This is a genomic window from Oscillatoria sp. HE19RPO (genome assembly GCF_024220515.1).
Classification (GTDB): domain Bacteria; phylum Cyanobacteriota; class Cyanobacteriia; order Cyanobacteriales; family Laspinemataceae; genus Laspinema.
Genome location: NZ_JAMXOT010000066.1, coordinates 1 through 17,821 on the forward strand (window position 1 = coordinate 1; position 17,821 = coordinate 17,821).

Sequence of the window (17,821 nt, forward strand, 5' to 3'; positions counted from 1 at the left end):
AACAAATAAATCATCCTTGCTTTGATGCGATCGCACCTAACAAGGCTCTTTTAGCCCGCGCAGGCACCGCTTTGTCCTGTGAGCCTCCAGGCTTGAGCCTGCGGGTTTTTTGAAGGTTTTATTTTTTGGAGTTCCCTTATTAAGGAGTAGGGTGGTCCAAAGTAAGGAGTAGGGTAGAAAAAAGCCCACCTTACTGTAGAGGCGATTCGCGAATCGCCTCTACAGTAAGGGTGAATCCTGAAAATCTGTGTAAGGGTTGCTAGTGGGAATAAAAATTCCCGCTTTTTTGTGGAAGTGACTATAATTGGTGCAAAACCGGGCATCCTACCACCAACCATGCAAACGATAAAACCTTCCAGTCAAAGTTTTAGGGGCAATCTCAACTCCTATCCCTGGCAAACCCTAGTTGAAGGCACTTGTGTTGCCGGATCCGCCGTGGGAACCGTCGTGGCAGCCATTTCCGGACAAGTCGTCTATGCGGCAGTGCCTCTCACCTTGGCGTTAAGTCTAAATTTGTCCAATCGAATGCGATCGCAACAGGAAACGGCACAACAAACCACATCGGCGATCGCCGATGTTCGTCAGATGGTAGACTCTCTCCAAACTGCCATCCGCCAACAACCCCCCGTAGAAAAAGTCAATCTGCATCCCCTCCATGAGGCGATTTCTCAGTTACAAACCCTCACCCACCGCCTCCAAAAAACCGCCGTCCGCGAAGATGACTGGGAAACAGTAAACGTGCGCCTCTTATTAATGCAGGAACAGTTAGACCAACTCGCCACTCCACCCCAGGCAGAATCAGAATTTGCCCACTCTCCCGGGACAGAGGAAACCCTCCCCCCATCTCCTAACTTGGCCGACTTCCAGTTCCAAATTCAGACCGAAATCGAACCCCTGGCCCGTCGCGTCAAAACATTAGAACAACAAAACAAACAAATTGTCAAGCCCTATCTGCAACGGCTTACTCAAGCGGTTAAAAAGTTGGAACAGACGGGTTCTCTGACCGCATTAAAACGCAACTTAGACCGATTACGGGCTGAATTTCAACAGCAGCATCCTGAATCCGAAGAAATTACCGCCCTCCAAAGTGAAATGACCCGAATTAGCGAGGGATTAGCACAGCTACAACAGCGGTTTGAAACCCTGCCGCCTTTGAGCAACCTTGAACAACTCGGGAGTATTGAAGCGGCAATTACGGAGTTATTTGAAAAAGTCTCGACCCTTAACGCGCAGATGCAAAGACGGCTGAATTGTTTAGAAAACGAAGAAGTGGAACGCCTCCATCAAGAGATTGATTTTCAGGCAACGACGATCGCCTCCTTACAGGATGGATACGATCGCCTCTATCATTCCGTCACCGATTTGAGCAGCCGCCTAGAAACCTTGCCTCACAGTGAACATCGAGAATACGAACATTTTTAGTCCCGTCGGGTGGGTGATGCCCACCCTAAATCCGGTATCCTATCCCCAAGGGAAGCGAATCCCTCTCTCGGCATAAAACCCATTCATTTTAAACCCAGTGTTATGGAGCTTTGAGCATTATAATTTTCCGGGAGTGTCCGGCGCAATATCAATCCCTCCTCCTTGTTTCATTTCATGCTGAGGAGTAATCAAATCCCTGAGTTCAGTAATTTCAATCCCAATCTCCTGGCAAGCTGCTTTTAGTTGTTGGGAAAATAAGCTAGTATTCTGCCCATAACCACTCTGTTCCGCCGCTGTTGCTAAACCCTGTTTAGCATTCGCTTTGGCACAGTCAATTAATTCTAGTCCGTGGAGTTGTTTACTTGCTGCCATACGTTTAGCCCTATCTCACTCATGGTCAATTATTCAATTACCCTAACAAGACTCTCGTCAAAATTCATCCCCCCCAAGGATGAATTAGATAACGACTGAAGTCGTTACTACAAACAGTCCCCAATCTCCCCCATCTCCCCGGCAAGATGAATCAGATAACGACTGAAGTCGTTACTACAAACAGTCTCCCGAGGACTAATGACCAATGACAAATGACCAATGACCATTATTGCCAATACTTGTACGCCGCGTATGCTAGAGTAACGATGCCGGTGACGATCGCCGATTCATCCACCTCAAATTGCGGATGATGCAGGGGATAATTGGGTTTGTCTGGATGTCCCACACCGAGACGAAACATCATTCCCGGTGCCTGTTCGAGATAGAGGGAAAAATCTTCTGCACCGAGGGAGGGTTCGGGAATATAGGTGACGCGATCGCTTCCCCAAGCTTCTAATGCTGCGGATTCGACTAACTGCGTCATCCCGGCGTCATTTTGCACCGAAGGGACTCCGCGTCGGTAGTTCATTTCATAGCGACCCCCATGCATCTGACAGACATTGGCGACAATTTTTTCAATCCAAGCGGGTAAGTCAGCATGGGTTTCCGGATGCAGCGATCGCACGGTTCCCAGCATTTTCACACTATCGGCAATCACATTCGGGGCCCGTCCTCCATTCATTTGACCAATGGTCAAAACCACGGGACGCAAGGGGTTTTGAGTCCGGGAAATGGCCTGCTGGAGGGTGGTAATCACCTGAGAAGCAATCCAAATGGCATCGATTGCCTCATGGGGACGCGCACCATGTCCGGATTCCCCCATAATCGTGATTTCTAGGTCGTCGGCGGCGGCGGTTAATGCTCCCCGTCGAATCCCGATCGCCCCCCCGGGAATCGAGGGAAAAACGTGCAATCCTAAAATATTTGTGACCTGTTCCATTGCGCCATCGGCAATCATCCACCCGGCACCTTGAGCAATTTCCTCTGCGGGTTGGAATAAAAAGCGCACGGTTCCGGGTAGACTCTCCACCAGTTCCGAGAGGATCATTGCGGTCCCTAATCCCACGGTGGTATGCACATCATGTCCACAAGCGTGCATCACCCCAACCTGCTGGGAGGCATAGTCTAACCCCGTCCGTTCGGCGATCGGTAGCGCATCCATATCCGTGCGAATTGCCAACACTCTCTCATCGGTGACTTGACCGGAAAGTTCTCCAATGACCCCGGTTTTACCCACCCCCTCTCGCACATGGACTCCACAGGAAGAGAGTACCCCGGCTACATAGGCAGCGGTTTGATACTCTTGACCACTGAGTTCGGGATGACTGTGAATATGTCGCCGAATCTCAATCAGGCGAGGTGCGAGTTTAGCAGCAATGTTTTTAATATCAGTGAGCATGGGAGTCCCAGGGTGAGCGTACAGTTTTTATTATAGAGTTGGTTGCTCAGGGAACTCGGTGCGGCCAGATTGAGGGGCGATCGCCAAAAGCCGACTGATTCTTAAAGCTAAGAAAAAGTCGGCTTTTGAGAAGGGATTCAATTTTTTAAGATTTTAGCCTTCTAAGGTTTTGATTGCCCGAGTCGGGAACCTTCATTAGCAATACCCCATTGATTGCTTAACAAATAATATCCCCGAAAGTTTCTCGAACAAATTGGGCTGCTTTCTCTGCTCCTTCCACCAAAAACTGGACCTGTCCATAGGTTTGATTCAGCTTTCTCGCATCAATTTCAACCCGTTGAGACGGATATTTTTGCAGAAGTTCTAGCAGGGAGAGTCTACCATCATCCGCAGCAGAAAGAACCAAACTCGATCGCAACCCTTCAATTCCTTTACGACCCGAGGGCGGATAAATGGCTTGACTGATTTCGTAGAGGAATAATTCTCCGACGATAAAGTTGAGGGAACGGTCTAAAATTCGGACGCTGGCCGGAATTTCCTGGGTTAAAACCGTCCGAAATAGATCCCGATCGACATCGGTAATTCCCGTCAAAAATCGGATCACCCGAGACGCTTCTCCGGTTTCCCCAAATTCCACTAATTCGGTCATCGGAATGGCAATTCGCTGGGGACCATAGGTCAGGACAACCACCTGAGAAGCAGTTGCCGGGGAAGGTGTAAACACCAGGAATGAAAGACTGGTCAGAAAAACAACAAGACTGAGTGCTATAAATTTAACCCACTTTTTGGGTAGCTGGCTCAGACTGGTGACAAAGGTTTTGATTTTTATTTTCATGGCATCGCTCCTGAAGGATTTTTCACCCTTGTTTCTGGCTTCACCCGACCCAAATTATCGGCTCATGAAGCATGAAATAGAGGCAGTCATTCTGCCTCTATCGATTGAGTTCAGTTTATTTAGACCACCCTAAGTTATTCGACTTAGCGCTGCTGAAAAGTTCGGGGACGGGTTTGCTGTCAAAATCCGAGCCAAACAAGCCATCTTCACAAACAACGTCAGCTAAATAGGTTTGGACAACTTGGGCGATCGCCAAAACATCTGTCGCCAAGAAACGAATTCGTTCATAGCCTTCTTCTAACAGCGGACCACTGACGCTCAACTGTTGTTCGGGATAGTTTTCTAGCAATTCCAGGAGGGTAAAGCTATCGTTAGCTGCTGAAGAAATAAAGGCATCGATGACTTGATTAACATTTTCCTCCACTGCAATCCCCAGAACAGGTTCCAGACGAGTGAGGACAAATTGACCGATGGTGCTGTTGAGAATCCGTCTCAAGAAGTCCTGGGAAACGGGAATTTCCTGACCCAAGGCAAATCGTAAGGCGTCAATATCGCGCTCAATGATCCCCAACCGGGTGCGAAATTCTGCGGGTTCTGTACCTTCGCGAACGAACCGACGTAAGTCGCCGATCGAGATAGTCTCACGGGAATCGCCGTACATGAGGATGATTCTCTCTACAGCCATCGCGTTGTCACAATTTATAGTAGCTGCCGCAGTGACTGCTAAAACCATTGCCAGTCCTAGGGATAAAGCCCTTTTCCAGATCCCATGAAACTGTTTCACCACAAAGGAGAATTTTTGATTAATATCGAACCCAGAGGTTATGTTCATCCACGTACTCCTGATACAACACTTCAGACTTGTCTGTTTTGCAACGTTGACTATATTGGTATTAGAGGATTTTCTCTACCAGTTTTTTGTTCCTGGAAAGATTCCAGAAAATCGACAATCTCTGTGAAAACAGGTCACTCTTATGTTACTACATTTTCTCCCGTATTTTTTACTGATTCTAAAGTTAGATATTTTTAAACTAATAAAATAATCAGATTAGAGATAGTTATTTGTAAAATATATATCTTCTTTTCTTAACAAAAAAATGACTGAGGTTTTTTCAAATCAACCCGGGTGGCTGTCACCCTTTATTCTCATTTTTGTCAGCCGGATTTAATCCCCATGAGTTGATAGTCGATCTGAATTCGATAACCAGCAGCCAGAGAAAATCACCAGGTTGTGTTATTTCCCTGACCCGCTTTACTGCTAATGGATAATCCTCCGGCACTTTTTTCTGAATTATCCCTCATCAGGAATTACTCAATTTGATTGGGGGCTTTTCGGAGTTCTAAAAAAAGTTATAAACGAGGTTCATCGGCCAACGACGGGATTGAGGGCCTGGGAATGGAATGGCGATCGCAGCATCGAAAATTAAATCTTAGCCCGTCACTCCAACTCACTCTGGCTGAACTCTCATCCTATATCCAGCTAGGAACGTGGAGATAAAAGCATCAATAAATCCCATTGAATATGGGTATCCTGAGCAACACCCGTTCCACTTAAACTCCGAATTTTACCCAAACTATTCAAAACAATCTGACCTTCAGGTGAGGCATTAATTTCCGGCGGGACAAACGTATTCACCCAGGCCAAGACAGCCCCCATATTTAGATAACAATAGCCGAGGTTCCCTTGAGGTAAGGGGTCCAACGCAGCTTGGAAATTAAACGCATTGGCGAGACTTTGAGCCGGTTCTGGATAAAGTTCTTGGAACGGTCCTAGTCCCGTCGTCATCATCAGGGTATTTTCAGAAATCCACCCATGAGCGAATACACTTTCTGTCCTCCCATTTGGGTTCATGACTTCCCAACTGGTGACCGATTTTTCATTAATTTGATGACGAGTAATGGTAATCGCCCCAGACAACTGATTGGCAATCCGTTCATCGAGTTGCGTTAATAGACGTTCCGCACTCGGGCGATCGCTCGTTTCAATCATCGACCCCATTCCTAATGTCATGGTTGCATCCACTATGGGGAAAAAGCCCCGATTGGTGGGAAAAACAAAAGCAGTAATTTCGCCATCCATCCAAGGGAGGATATCTTGTGTCACATCTAGCCCCAAAGTGGATTGAGTGAACTCCGGGATTTGGTCCAATCCGGGCAAAGTGAGGAGGTTTTGACCCAAAATCGGGCCGATCGCCTCCCACAAATTCAGACTGCCGCCACAGGTGAAGTAGGTGGATGCCGGAAGTCTTGCCGCCATTGGGTTTGGGTTCGGTGCCCCCAGGGGCTTCAGGGGTGGGCTTTTGTAAAACCCCCGAGACTGAGCGCGAATCCCTTGGGGTTCCATCCACACCATCAAATCGATCGCACTGTAGGGGGTCGTCAACTCACCCCCTGCCGGATTCATATCCCCGGAAGCGGGTAGAGGAAGCAAACGGTTCAACAGGGGAGAGGCGCTTGAAAGTTGGGCCAGTTGGGGAAAATTGCCATAACCCATCACCAGCGATCGGCCCGCTTCCGGATGCGCTAAGGTCCTCTGAAACTGGGGGTCTCTGGCTAAACTATTACTCGTGTCTTTAGTCGCAATCCAACGTTCCAAGGGGGCGCTACTCTGAGCTGCCGCCACATATCCCGGAACAATCGCGATCGCCAAACCTGCTGTTCCCTGGACTTCTGGAGCGGGGACTCCCGGGGGCCTGGGAACGGGTTGGGCTGGGGTCCCCGGCGTAGCATCGGGCAGAATTGGCCGCGTCTGTGCCAATATCGGCAACCCTTTGAGCCATTTGCTCTGTTTGAAAGCCGAGAGGGGATTTAAGGCGACTGGCCTGCTTTGTCCGGACCCAGGAGCCTTGCGCTGTTCCTGCGCCATATTTTGACCCGGCCATTCTAACAGCGTCACCCCCTGAAACTGACGTTCCCGGGGTTGTCCCTGAATTGCACTCAATTGGGCCACAAAATTAGGAATCCGATTCGGGTCCTCAATGGGAGCCACCATCACCGCATTCTCCTGGAGAGAAGCCTTAGAGGTCCCCTCTGCCCCGGGCATCAGGGCGATCGCCGTCCAGTCTCCCAACCAGGGTTGGATATCCCGGGCAAAATTCACCTCTGCCGGAATGTAGGGCAAAAATCCCGGCCCAGAAAACCCAGGCGGGAGGTCAATAAACCGATTTAAGCCACTCCAGGCATTAGCGCGGGTATCAATCAGCAACACCCCGCCGATCTCCCCAGGTAACACCGTAGTCACGGGCGGAGGGGATGTCGATGCCACCCCCTCCGGTACAGGTTGTGCTTGCAGCACTGAACCCGTCGTCAGAACTAAAACAGAAAGCACTGGTAAGGTGACGCGCTTAAGCACTGAGCCATTTCTCCCTTTTGCGATCCACAGCAAGCGTACCGTATTGAAGAGAGTTTCGCAATTTCAGCCCTGCCCCTAGAGGAGGAAATCTGTCAGGAGTCCCTTTTTTCAGTCCCGAGGCCCTCGGCTTCGGAAGTTTCCCTAAAAAAAGGGATTAAAGACTAGACAAGGGGGATTGACTCTGTTAAAATTTATCTTATAATGGGAGGCTTTGTAAAAATTTTATTAAAGTCACCACTCGGATTATAAATATAATATTGTACCGAGTCAAAAAAAGCAACCCCCTCACCCCTATCTTTTTTGCGCTCCTTGTTGGGGGAGCAGCCATTAATTCAGAAACCCGGTTTTTTCAAACCGGGTTTCTCACGAGCTTACAGATGTTCCCTCACATTTAGCGAGTAATACAAAATCCAGGTATCAAGAGTAGCCCGCGCAGGCGGGCTTTGTCCTGTGAGCCTCCACCCTTGAGGGTGCGGGTTTTTATAGACCCTTAAATACCGAATTCAGTCTCACACTGACGCCACAGCGGGGAGCAACGCATCTTTGAGCAATTGCACCTTATCCGTGGCTTCCCAAGGTAAGTCAAGGTCCGTGCGGCCCAGATGACCATAAGCGGCCACATCCTGGTAAAAACGACCGCCTCGTTCCCCAGGCAGACGTTGCAAATTAAAGGTTTGGATAATCCCTGCTGGACGCAGTTCAAAATTGGCCTGAACCACTTCTAGCAACTTCTCTTCATCCACCTTACCCGTGCCAAAAGTTTCAATCGTCAGACTCACCGGGCGGGCGACCCCGATCGCATAACTAATTTGTACTTCGCACTTCTCGGCCAAACCAGCCGCTACAATATTTTTTGCCACATACCGGCAAGCATAGGCCGCACTCCGGTCTACCTTTGTCGGGTCCTTCCCAGAAAATGCACCGCCCCCATGACGGGAATATCCGCCGTAAGTATCCACGATAATTTTGCGTCCCGTTAAGCCCGAATCCCCTTGGGGTCCGCCAATCACGAATTTACCTGTGGGATTCACCAAAAAGCGGGTGTTCGCGTCAGGTTTCACCTGGAGGTCATCAAAACAAGGTTGAACCACCGATTTCCAGACATCTTCTTTGATTTTGGCCTGCACGGCCAAGTTATCGGTAATCTCTGCGATCGCCGGGGTGTGCTGAGTGGAAATCAAGATGGTATCAATGCCGACGGGAACGCCATTTTCATAAATCACCGTGACTTGGGTTTTGCCATCGGGACGTAGATAGGGCAGTTCACCGTTTTTACGAACCATTGCCAGTCGGCGAGACATCCGATGGGCCAAGGAAATGGGCATCGGCATCAGTTCGGGGGTTTCGTTGCAGGCAAAGCCAAACATCAACCCTTGGTCCCCGGCACCAATCGCATCGAGTTCTTCTTCGCTCATCTGTTCCCGGGTTTCTTGCGCTTGGTCAACCCCTTGGGCGATATCAGCAGATTGTTCATCAAGGGCGACCAGGATGGAGCAGCTATTGGCAGAGAAGCCATTTTCGGCATCGGTATAGCCAATTTCGGCAATTTTTTTGCGGGCGACTTGGACAAAGTTTACTTGCGCTTGGGAGGTGATTTCCCCGGTAATCAGAACTAAGCCGGTGTTGACGACGACTTCTGCGGCGACCCGACTTTTGGGGTCCTGAGTGAGCAGGGCGTCGAGAATCGTGTCAGAAATCTGGTCGCAGATTTTATCGGGGTGTCCTTCGGTGACGGACTCTGAGGTAAATAAGTAGCGACGAGTCAACGTTAAGTCCTCCTGGGATCTGGATAACGATCGTTAAACTATCTTAGTCTGAGGCTGGCAACAGGAAGTTTCAAGATTTGATGAGGATTTCCTCTAAAGAGGCGATCGCCACATCAGCACCAGCGAGGCGATCGGAAGACGCCGGACGCCAGCTAATCCCGATACAACCGGCAGCACCAGCGCGTTTTGCCATCTGAAAATCGGCAGGGGAATCCCCCACCATCAGAGTGACCCCCGGTTCAACACCGAGGGACTGGCAAGCTTGTAAAAACAGAGCGGGGTCAGGTTTACTAGGCCCCGAATCTACTCCCATTTGAAGTTGAAGATAGGTGTCAAGCTGATAATGTTGCGCGAAGGCTTGAACTCGTTCGGTACTGGCTGCGGAGAGAATGCCAAGTTTGAGTCCCGCCTGGGAAAGATTGACGATCGCCTCTAGGCAGCCGACAAATAAGGGGGAAGGGGTGGCATTTTTTTTGAAGAACTCATCGGCTTCATCAAATGCGGCCCGAGCAATTTCTAGGGCGTCTAGCCAACCGCGTCCGGTTTCGGCAATGTAAGCGGCGGCGGCAATTTCGTTTTCCCCTCGGCTGCCGACGGCGAGTAAGCCTGTGGGGTCGAGGGTGTTATCGGTGAGGCCAAAGGCCATGAGGAGGGGGTCTGCGGTGCCGGGAACCCGAGCGTCGATGATGCGCGATCGCTTGTGTCCCAAGAGTCTTAAAAAATCTTCTGAGTCTTCTAAGGTTCCGTCTTTATCAAAGATGACTGCCTGAATATGCTCGAATTTGATATCTCGACACTGAATGGTGGTCAATGTCTTTAGTCTCCTGTGACGGTGATGATTAACGGGGGATTTCGGGGCCGCAAGCCCGCCTATTTTCCCCGAAGGGAGCAAGGAAAGGGAAGAAAGGGGAGAAAGGGAAGAAAGGGGAGAAAGGGAAGAAAGGGAAGAAAAAGTTGGCGGTTTTTTAGATTCCCTCGTATTAACTAGACTGAATGCATCCCTAGCCTCAGTTCAAAACTCCCCCCTTGATAGATTGCGTCCGTCAGGGCAACTCAAGGGTAATTCTTGTTCCGACGGGTTACAAAGGAGGGAGCGGTGATGAGGGAGCCAGGTTAAGTGAACCAGGGACGGGGGGATTGCTTCTGAATCAGGTTAGAAGTGTAATCCGTGACTCCCCGAACCCAGTCTCACCGATGACGAAGATCCTGCGATCGCAAGAGTTTCCGAGATTTATTCTTCGGTAGCGGCAGAGACTTCCTCTTGAGCGACCGAAGTTTCCTCTGCTGCTTCAGCAGCAGGTTCTTGAATCGCGGCTTCTTCAGCTACGGGTTCTTGAATCGCGGCTTCTTCAGCTACGGGTTCTTGAATCGCGGCTTCTTCAGCTACGGGTTCTTGAACTACAGCTTCTTCAACTACGGGTTCTTGAACTACAGCTTCTTCAACTACGGGTTCTTGAACTACAGCTTCTTCAGCTACGGCTTCTTCAGCTACGGCTTCTTCAGCTACGGCTTCTTCCACCGGAGTCACTGGAACTGCTGGCTGCTCTTGTTGCCCTTGCTGCTTGGCCCGCATTTGTTCGCGGAATTTTTGAGCCATTTCTTCAGCGCGATCGAACACCGACTGCCGGTTCTTCACCATATCCCCGGGTTCCGGTTCGAGTTGCTTGGTAGACAGGGAGATGCGACCCCGTTCTGCATCCAAGTCAATGATCATTACCTTGAGTTCATCATTGACATTGAAGACACTGTGGGGGGTATCGATGTGATCGTGGGAAATTTCCGAAATGTGCAGCAAACCGCTGACTCCGCCGATATCGATAAAGGCACCGTAGGGTTTGATGCCACGAACTGTACCGATGACGACTTCGCCGACTTCCAAGCGGTTCATCTTGCGCTCAACCAACGCTCGACGATGGGATAGAACTAGACGATTACGGTCTTCGTCTACTTCCAAGAATTTTAAGGGGAGTTCTTCTCCGACCAGTTCTTCTTTGGGTTTGCGGGTGCTAATATGGGACCCTGGAATGAAGCCGCGCAAGCCTTCAATGCGAACCAGTGCTCCCCCGCGATTGGTTGCAAACACCTGAGAGCGCACGGTGGCGTCTTCAGTTTGCAACTGGCGAACTCGTTCCCAAGCCCGCATATATTCAATGCGGCGGATGCTTAAGGTTAGCTGCCCATCTTCGTTCTCATCGGTGAGGATAAAGAACTCGCGAGTTTCGTTCGATTGCAAGACTTCATCAGGAGCGTCAACCCGGTTGATCGACATTTCCTGAATGGGGATATATGCTGCTGTTTTTGCACCAATGTCAATCAGAGCGCCCCTCGGCTCTAGACTGAATACTGTACCGGCGACGACATCGCCTGGGCTAAAGTGATAGTCATATTTATCGAGAAGAGCTGCAAAATCCTCGTGAGTAAAGCCTACATCTTTGGCGACTGTGTTCTGATTGACCATGCGATTTGATTCCTGGAACTGTTCTCCGTTCGTAGTCGTGTATTTTTTGAAAAAGATGTTGTCGATGTTGATTTTGAAGCCGCAAAACGGCTGCAAATCTTGAGCAACTTTGAGTCTAGGCGAACCTGGACATCAGTGCACCATCACACTCCTTTTCCCTTGGTCGCCTCGGTTGGGCGTCCAAGGTTAAACAAAAAAGTTAGAGTTTAGTGTGGGGCGAGAACACTAGGAGGGAGGGGGTCTGTGCCACAAACTAGCGGATTGAGACTGCTCCCTAGGTTCAGCTTCCCCGCTTACAGGCCAAGGGCAGAGAATAGACTTCGAGCAGTTTCCTGTCAAAGATTCAGCCGCTGATTTTGAGGGCTGGTTCAATTCAACTTCCGGTGTGGCTTGCAAGCATTCAGATGACGTCAAAAAGACGCTTCCGTACTATTTTAGACGCTTTCCTTTGGAAATTTTTAAGCCTAGAAAAACTATTATAGCTTGAATGCTCCTTTTTGAACACTGAGCTTTGGAAATTTTTCAAACAATTTTTGTACAATCTCTGGTTAAGACCCTCGAAGAGGAATCCCTTGTCACCTGTGAACAGGGGACAGATCCATTCACGATCAAGGGCGATCGCTGTCGTTGAAGAGAATTTATTTTAAGGAGAGGTTAACGGTTAACGGGGAGTTCACTGACCCTTGATTTTCCCGATCTTCAGCCCTCATTTTGCTCTAGGCTTGAGCTAGAGAAGAGACAGGGGGAGAATCTTGGGTCGCATCATTGAGAGTTAACTGCTCTGGATCATCGGGAGATTCCCCAGGGGAATTGTCGTTTTCCGGGGTGGGTGAGCGGTCACTTCCCTGGCGATCGCTTTGATTTTGCAGGTCCTTTAAGGTATCCACAAAATCACGAATCCCTTGGAATTGTCGATAAACTGAGGCAAAGCGGATATAGGCCACTTCACTGACCGCTTGCAATTGAGAAAGGACCAGTTCTCCGATATCATTGCTCGTGACTTCGCGTCTAGAACGCTGTTGCTGCAATTGAGCTTCGATTTCATCGACTAAATTTTCAATTTGTCCAGACTCAACGCCGGTTTTTTCACAAGCGCGAACAATCCCGCGCAGTAACTTAGAGCGATCGAACGATTCGCGGGAGCCATCTCGTTTAATTACCGCGATCGGAACATATTCAATCCGTTCATAAGTGGTAAAGCGACGGTTACACAGGAGACACTCCCGGCGACGGCGGACGCTTTGACCGGCTTCAGCGGAGCGAGATTCTAGTACCCGACTGTCAGTATGCTGGCAAAATGGACATCGCATGATTTTTGTCCTGTGAGCGAGAGGAACTCCGAGGGGAAGGCAGAAAGAAATCGGGAAATTATTCAGACGCACGGTCTGTTTTTCTGATTGGAGTTTCCGCTCTTAAATCTTCCTGCCTGGACTCGGTTAAAAACACAGCTTGGGGCTGGCTTGAGGACTGGGGTCTAAGTCTGGGGGAATTTCTGAGTTGATCGATATCCTATCTTTGAAGGTTCAATGCGATCGCCAAGCTCAATGAGCCTTCTTCGCCTTTTTTTCCCAATGGAATAAATCAGCTAGAGGGATAAATCGACTCAGAAATTCACCCCGGATTGTTACTTGCCAATACGAGGCGGTTCACGGAAGGCGATCGCAAAGAACAGCACACCGATGGCTAAAGTCAGAATTAAGATGTAAGCGACACTCTGCATAATGATAAATTCCTAATCATCAAGGGTAACACCAGTCTACCAAGCAATAGAAAAAAGGTCTAACAAAATGCACTTGTCTTTTAGGACCAGTCCATTTGTTAGACCTGAGATGAGATTTAGAGGTAAACCCCTCTAAACTTCTTGTTTGCGGGTGGAAACGTCCCCGACTTTTTGGAACAGACCAAACTCGACCTGCTCTTCGAGATCCGGGTCGATCCCGGCAAACACATCCCGGAAAATCGTCCGAGACCCGTGCCAGATATGACCGAAGAAGAACAGCAAAGCAAAGCAGGCATGGCCATAAGTAAACCAACCGCGAGTGCTCGTGCGGAACACCCCATCAGACTGGAGGGTTTCGCGATCGAAGGCAAACGGTTCGCCTAACTGAGCTTTCCGAGCATACTGCTTGACTAAAGCCGGTTCGCTCACGGTTTTCCCGTTGAGTTCCCCACCGTAGAAGCTCACCGTGACGCCGGTTTGCTCAAAGCTGTATTTAGATTCAGCACGACGGAAGGGAATATCAGCGCGCACGATGCCATCGGCATCAGTCAAGACCACTGGGAAGGTTTCAAAGAAGTTGGGAAGACGACGCACTGAGAGCACGCGACCTTCACCATCTTTAAACACGGGATGACCCAACCAACCTAGGGCGAGTCCATCACCGGTGTTCATGGGGCCTACGCGGAACAGACCGCCTTTGGCGGGGTTGTTGCCGACGTAATCATAGAAGGCTAGTTTCTCAGGAATCTGAGACCAAGCTTCATCTAAGCTATCCCCTTGAGCCAGGGAGGTTTGCACCCGCCGATCAATTTCCTGCTGGAAGTAATTGCTATCCCACTGATAGCGGGTTGGACCAAACAGTTCGATCGGAGTGGTGGCGGAACCGTACCACATGGTACCGGCGACCACGAAAGCGGCGAAAAAGACGGCAGCGATACTGCTAGAGAGCACGGTTTCAATGTTCCCCATCCGCAGCGCTCGGTACAACCGCTCAGGCGGACGCACAGATAAGTGGAAAATGCCAGCAATAATGCCAACAATCCCCGCTGCAATGTGGTGAGCCACGATCCCACCCGGATTAAAGGGGTTAAAGCCATCGGGTCCCCACTCCGGCGCAACGGGCTGGATATGTCCCGTTAAGCCATAAGGGTCAGAAATCCACATCCCCGGTCCGAATAAACCTGTGAGGTGAAATGCTCCAAATCCGAAGCAGAGCAGACCCGACAGGAATAAGTGGATGCCAAACATTTTAGGCAAGTCCAGGGCGGGTTCGCCGGTGCGCGGATCAGTGAACAGCTCCAAATCCCAATAAACCCAGTGCCAGCAAGCTGCTAGGAACAGCAATCCGGACAGGACAATATGGGCGGTAGCAACCCCTTCAAATGACCAGAACCCAACGTCTGCTGCGCTTTCGCCGGTAATGCTCCAGCCTCTCCAAGAATCGGTCACGCCTAGGCGAGCCATGAAGGGCATGACGAACATCCCCTGACGCCACATGGGGTTCAGGACGGGATCGCTCGGATCGAAAATCGCCAGTTCATAAAGGGCCATTGAACCGGCCCAACCTGCCACCAGAGCCGTGTGCATTAGGTGAACGGCAATCAACCGACCCGGATCGTTCAAAACGACTGTGTGTACTCGATACCAGGGTAGTCCCATTGACTACGCTTCCTCCTCAGTTTGAGTTATCTATTTGGACGCTATCTTTGAGCCTTTTATAAAGTCAAAGCGTTTTCACTGGGGACCAAGCCTTAAAGCTGGGGGCTTGACAGTGGCTGCGCGATGACTATCGCATCTCAAAAATGAGACAGTATTTAAAGAAGTGTAACTATTGATGGAATCGAATGCAAGAGTTTTGGTTATTGATGTAAAGAAAAGCGATCGCTCCGGTACGGAGGCAGGTGCTGATTTCTGAGAACCGGCTGCATCCGGATTCCCCAGTCTCTCAGGGTTGTACTCCCCTAGAGTGACTGGTTAAAGCCTTTAATCTGACCCATCCAAATCCCCAAAGAATCTCTCCCTCAGCCGATGTAACTCCTTCAGGCGCGGACCTGGGGAGTTTGGCGTTTAGGTTGAACCCAGATTGGCAAAATTGGACCGCTTAATCTCGCAGGTGGCTTCAGCGGCGGATAAGCGCTCGATGACTTGATCCCCACTCATCAGACGCCTCAGCACCACTTGACCAATGGTGGAGGCCCCACTGGATGAGGGGGAAATCGGCTTGACTTCCACCATGATCACGGAGTCTTCCACCCGATAGAGCCATAATTTTTCGTCATTATTCTCCAAAATGCAAAAATTTATTTTCTCGATTTCAGGTTCGCGTCTCCAGGCGACTGCATTCCACAGTCCTTCCACTCCCCAAACGCGACCAACGGTCCAGCCTTCTGTTAGAAAAAAATATTTCACGCACTCCCCTTGGCTTCAGACGAAGAATCTGCTGTTTTAAGATATCGCAAAAATACCCACTGTTTGAATTTTCCCTGATGAACTCCGGAGTTGCTAAATCCGGATACTGGGGTTCTGGGATTTCAGGTTTTCCCAAATCCGGGTTGGTGCAAAACCGGGTTGAACACAACTGTCATTCATTGATGTTCTGGATTGTTGTAATTTAACCCATGTCTAAGTTGCCATCCCCGAAAGACCCCCAGGGAGCGCTATGGGTCCGCACCCTGGACTATTTGTTACTGTTGGCTCTGGTTGCCGGGGCGATCGCCTCTGGAGTGAGTATTTTTTCTAAGTCGGATTGGCTAGTTCGTTCCGATCGCACGGCGATTGGGGGCGATCGCCTGTTTAGACCCTAACCCTCAAAGCCAGAGACTCACCCCGCCTCTCTATATAATGTTGTTTAAAAAAATGGATGCTTTACGCCCTTCAAATTGGGCGTTCTTTTTTTGCTCATCCTGGGTGATAAAAGACGGTGGCGATCGCCTCACTTTCATCACCCCGGCTCTGCTAAACTCTAAATTATCCTCTGTTGTGGGTAACAGGTATGAATCTGAAAACTCCTGGCTCCTTGTTGATTTTCGGGATAGCGATCGCCGCTGGTTGTCTCGGATTACCCTGGCGCGCAACGGGAGAAGCAACCGCCATTGTCGGAAATTGTGGCGAATTCGACTGTTCTGAATTGCTGAATGAATTACAAGAGAGTTTCCCCGAGGCGATCGCCGAAGCGAAATCCCAATGTAGCGAGCCTCAATTCATTGGCATGAATCTATGGGAACAGAATAACAGTCGCCGAGTTAATGTAGCTTGCTGGGACGCAGAAAGAGATAATACCGCTGATTATCGAGAAGGTTTTTTCTTGGGTCTGTTTCCATTTCCTGGAGAAGAAGAGAGCTTTGGCAGTTCCTGGAGATGTGGCGATCGCCTCTGCGAGGAACAACTGAGTGCCTTACAATCAACCTATCCCGAGGAAATGCGAAACCATGAAATCCAATGTGGCCTCCTCGCGGGAGACTTAAATCTATGAGTCTCTGAATCCGAACAAAAACTGGACATTCAATGCGTCTTTTCTATCGGTGTCATTTTAGTGGATACCGATGAAGATGGCGGAGTCGATGGCGAGAATAATCGGGGAACATTGATTGATAACATCCTCGGCTCATTTCCCCTGCCGTAGGAAACTGGGAGAGAATTAACGATCATCATTTTGCCCTGGGCAAATAGCGCTTGTTTCTAAAACAGCTTACCAATCCCAGATTTCAAATAGCTCGGAAACGGCTAGGGAAAAACCGGGGATAATGTCTTCCCCATTGAGCCGATCGCCGGAGCGCAAAAAACCATCGGGTTCGGGGTTATGGTAAACTAAGACAAACTTTTCATCCGGATGAATGACCCAAACTAACTGGGTATCATTCTCGAAATATTCTACGATTTTACTATGAATTTCTTCAACCGTATTGCTGGGAGATAAAATTTCAATGGCTAGATCCGGGGAGCCTTGAAAAAATCCTCGGGGGGGTCGGGTTAACCCTTGCAGTCGGTTTTTGGCGACAAACGAAACATCTGGAGCGCGTTTATTCCCATTTTTTAGGGTAAAGGCTGTACTGGAATCGCAAATTGCACCGAGTTTATTGGGTTTGACTATGGTGATTAAAGCGGCTACTAAAATGCAGGCGATATAGCCATGTTCCATCCCGGAATTTCCCATGTCTATGACTTCTCCATTGACTAACTCGTACTGATTTCCATCTCGGGATAAGGCGATAAATTCTTCATCGGTCCAGTGTTTTTTGTCAGTGGAAACAGTCATGATTTTTCTGGATAATAATCTCTTAAATGGGGGTTTGGATTTTTGAAAAGCTGATTAGCTTGGGAGGTTGGGTTATGGAATTGTGGAATGGGGGATGGGGATAACGACTGAAGTCGTTACTACGAACTTTGAGAACGACTGAAGTCGTTACTACGAACTTTGAGAACGACTGAAGTCGTTACTACGAACTTTGAGAACGACTGAAGTCGTTACTACGAACTTTGAGAACGACTGAAGTCGTT

Annotated in this window: 16 protein-coding genes; 3 read left to right on the forward strand and 13 right to left on the reverse strand. The window is 49.4% G+C overall.

Annotated features, from left to right (window positions below; genetic code table 11):
- Positions 1-336: 336 nt before the first annotated feature.
- A complete protein-coding gene (locus NG833_RS07115) occupies positions 337-1,422 on the forward strand; it encodes a hypothetical protein (protein WP_254564607.1) in 1,086 nt (361 codons plus the stop codon).
- Positions 1,423-1,539: 117 nt separating this feature from the next.
- Here the strand turns inward: NG833_RS07115 and NG833_RS07120 are convergent, their stop codons facing one another.
- From NG833_RS07120 to NG833_RS07175, 12 genes are all read right to left on the reverse strand, one after another.
- A complete protein-coding gene (locus NG833_RS07120) occupies positions 1,540-1,794 on the reverse strand; it encodes a hypothetical protein (RefSeq protein WP_254564608.1) in 255 nt (84 codons plus the stop codon).
- Positions 1,795-2,020: 226 nt separating this feature from the next.
- On the reverse strand, positions 2,021-3,193 hold the full coding sequence (locus NG833_RS07125; RefSeq protein ID WP_254564609.1) for a M20 family metallopeptidase: 1,173 nt from the start codon (positions 3,191-3,193) through the stop codon (positions 2,021-2,023).
- A gap of 217 nt (positions 3,194-3,410) precedes the next feature.
- On the reverse strand, positions 3,411-4,028 hold the full coding sequence (locus tag NG833_RS07130) for an alpha/beta hydrolase (RefSeq protein ID WP_254564610.1): 618 nt from the start codon (positions 4,026-4,028) through the stop codon (positions 3,411-3,413).
- Between the two features lie 115 nt (positions 4,029-4,143).
- On the reverse strand, positions 4,144-4,860 hold the full coding sequence (locus tag NG833_RS07135; protein WP_254564611.1) for an alpha/beta hydrolase: 717 nt from the start codon (positions 4,858-4,860) through the stop codon (positions 4,144-4,146).
- Positions 4,861-5,508: 648 nt separating this feature from the next.
- The gene (locus NG833_RS07140; RefSeq protein ID WP_254564612.1) at positions 5,509-7,380 is read right to left on the reverse strand and encodes a DUF3352 domain-containing protein; all 1,872 of its coding nucleotides are present in this window, start codon (positions 7,378-7,380) and stop codon (positions 5,509-5,511) included.
- Positions 7,381-7,889: 509 nt separating this feature from the next.
- Complete coding sequence (gene metK / locus NG833_RS07145; protein WP_254564613.1) at positions 7,890-9,146, reverse strand: methionine adenosyltransferase; 1,257 nt, start codon at positions 9,144-9,146, stop codon at positions 7,890-7,892.
- A gap of 70 nt (positions 9,147-9,216) precedes the next feature.
- Positions 9,217-9,957, reverse strand: a complete 741-nt coding sequence (locus NG833_RS07150) for an HAD family hydrolase (protein WP_254564614.1) — start codon at positions 9,955-9,957, stop codon at positions 9,217-9,219.
- Positions 9,958-10,377: 420 nt separating this feature from the next.
- Complete coding sequence (locus NG833_RS07155) at positions 10,378-11,604, reverse strand: 30S ribosomal protein S1 (RefSeq protein ID WP_254564615.1); 1,227 nt, start codon at positions 11,602-11,604, stop codon at positions 10,378-10,380.
- 716 nt (positions 11,605-12,320) lie between these two features.
- Positions 12,321-12,914 (reverse strand): transcriptional regulator NrdR, encoded by a 594-nt coding sequence (gene nrdR / locus NG833_RS07160; RefSeq protein WP_254564616.1) that lies wholly within the window; start codon positions 12,912-12,914, stop codon positions 12,321-12,323.
- Positions 12,915-13,228: 314 nt separating this feature from the next.
- Entirely contained in the window at positions 13,229-13,324 is a 96-nt protein-coding gene (locus NG833_RS07165; protein WP_015148751.1) for a photosystem II reaction center protein T, read from the reverse strand.
- Between the two features lie 132 nt (positions 13,325-13,456).
- The gene (gene psbB, locus NG833_RS07170; protein WP_254564617.1) at positions 13,457-14,983 is read right to left on the reverse strand and encodes a photosystem II chlorophyll-binding protein CP47; all 1,527 of its coding nucleotides are present in this window, start codon (positions 14,981-14,983) and stop codon (positions 13,457-13,459) included.
- A gap of 408 nt (positions 14,984-15,391) precedes the next feature.
- A complete protein-coding gene (locus NG833_RS07175; RefSeq protein WP_254564618.1) occupies positions 15,392-15,733 on the reverse strand; it encodes a hypothetical protein in 342 nt (113 codons plus the stop codon).
- Between the two features lie 209 nt (positions 15,734-15,942).
- On the opposite strand from NG833_RS07175, the gene NG833_RS07180 reads away from it, so the two are divergent.
- A complete protein-coding gene (locus tag NG833_RS07180) occupies positions 15,943-16,128 on the forward strand; it encodes a hypothetical protein (RefSeq protein WP_254564619.1) in 186 nt (61 codons plus the stop codon).
- Positions 16,129-16,316: 188 nt separating this feature from the next.
- Positions 16,317-16,796, forward strand: a complete 480-nt coding sequence (locus NG833_RS07185) for a hypothetical protein (RefSeq protein WP_254564620.1) — start codon at positions 16,317-16,319, stop codon at positions 16,794-16,796.
- 216 nt (positions 16,797-17,012) lie between these two features.
- Here the strand turns inward: NG833_RS07185 and NG833_RS07190 are convergent, their stop codons facing one another.
- Positions 17,013-17,579, reverse strand: coding sequence for a Uma2 family endonuclease (locus NG833_RS07190; protein WP_254564621.1), 567 nt, complete (start codon positions 17,577-17,579; stop codon positions 17,013-17,015).
- Positions 17,580-17,821 lie beyond the last annotated feature (242 nt).

Coding starts and splice junctions, on each gene's coding strand:
- NG833_RS07125 (WP_254564609.1), bottom strand. CDS start 3,193: ATGCTCACTGATATTAAAAACATTGCTGCTAAACTCGCACCTCGCCTG.
- NG833_RS07190 (WP_254564621.1), bottom strand. CDS start 17,579: ATGACTGTTTCCACTGACAAAAAACACTGGACCGATGAAGAATTTATC.
- NG833_RS07130 (WP_254564610.1), bottom strand. CDS start 4,028: ATGAAAATAAAAATCAAAACCTTTGTCACCAGTCTGAGCCAGCTACCC.
- psbB (WP_254564617.1), bottom strand. CDS start 14,983: ATGGGACTACCCTGGTATCGAGTACACACAGTCGTTTTGAACGATCCG.
- NG833_RS07135 (WP_254564611.1), bottom strand. CDS start 4,860: ATGAACATAACCTCTGGGTTCGATATTAATCAAAAATTCTCCTTTGTG.
- NG833_RS07180 (WP_254564619.1), top strand. CDS start 15,943: ATGTCTAAGTTGCCATCCCCGAAAGACCCCCAGGGAGCGCTATGGGTC.
- NG833_RS07185 (WP_254564620.1), top strand. CDS start 16,317: ATGAATCTGAAAACTCCTGGCTCCTTGTTGATTTTCGGGATAGCGATC.
- NG833_RS07115 (WP_254564607.1), top strand. CDS start 337: ATGCAAACGATAAAACCTTCCAGTCAAAGTTTTAGGGGCAATCTCAAC.
- NG833_RS07165 (WP_015148751.1), bottom strand. CDS start 13,324: ATGCAGAGTGTCGCTTACATCTTAATTCTGACTTTAGCCATCGGTGTG.
- nrdR (WP_254564616.1), bottom strand. CDS start 12,914: ATGCGATGTCCATTTTGCCAGCATACTGACAGTCGGGTACTAGAATCT.
- NG833_RS07155 (WP_254564615.1), bottom strand. CDS start 11,604: ATGGTCAATCAGAACACAGTCGCCAAAGATGTAGGCTTTACTCACGAG.
- NG833_RS07120 (WP_254564608.1), bottom strand. CDS start 1,794: ATGGCAGCAAGTAAACAACTCCACGGACTAGAATTAATTGACTGTGCC.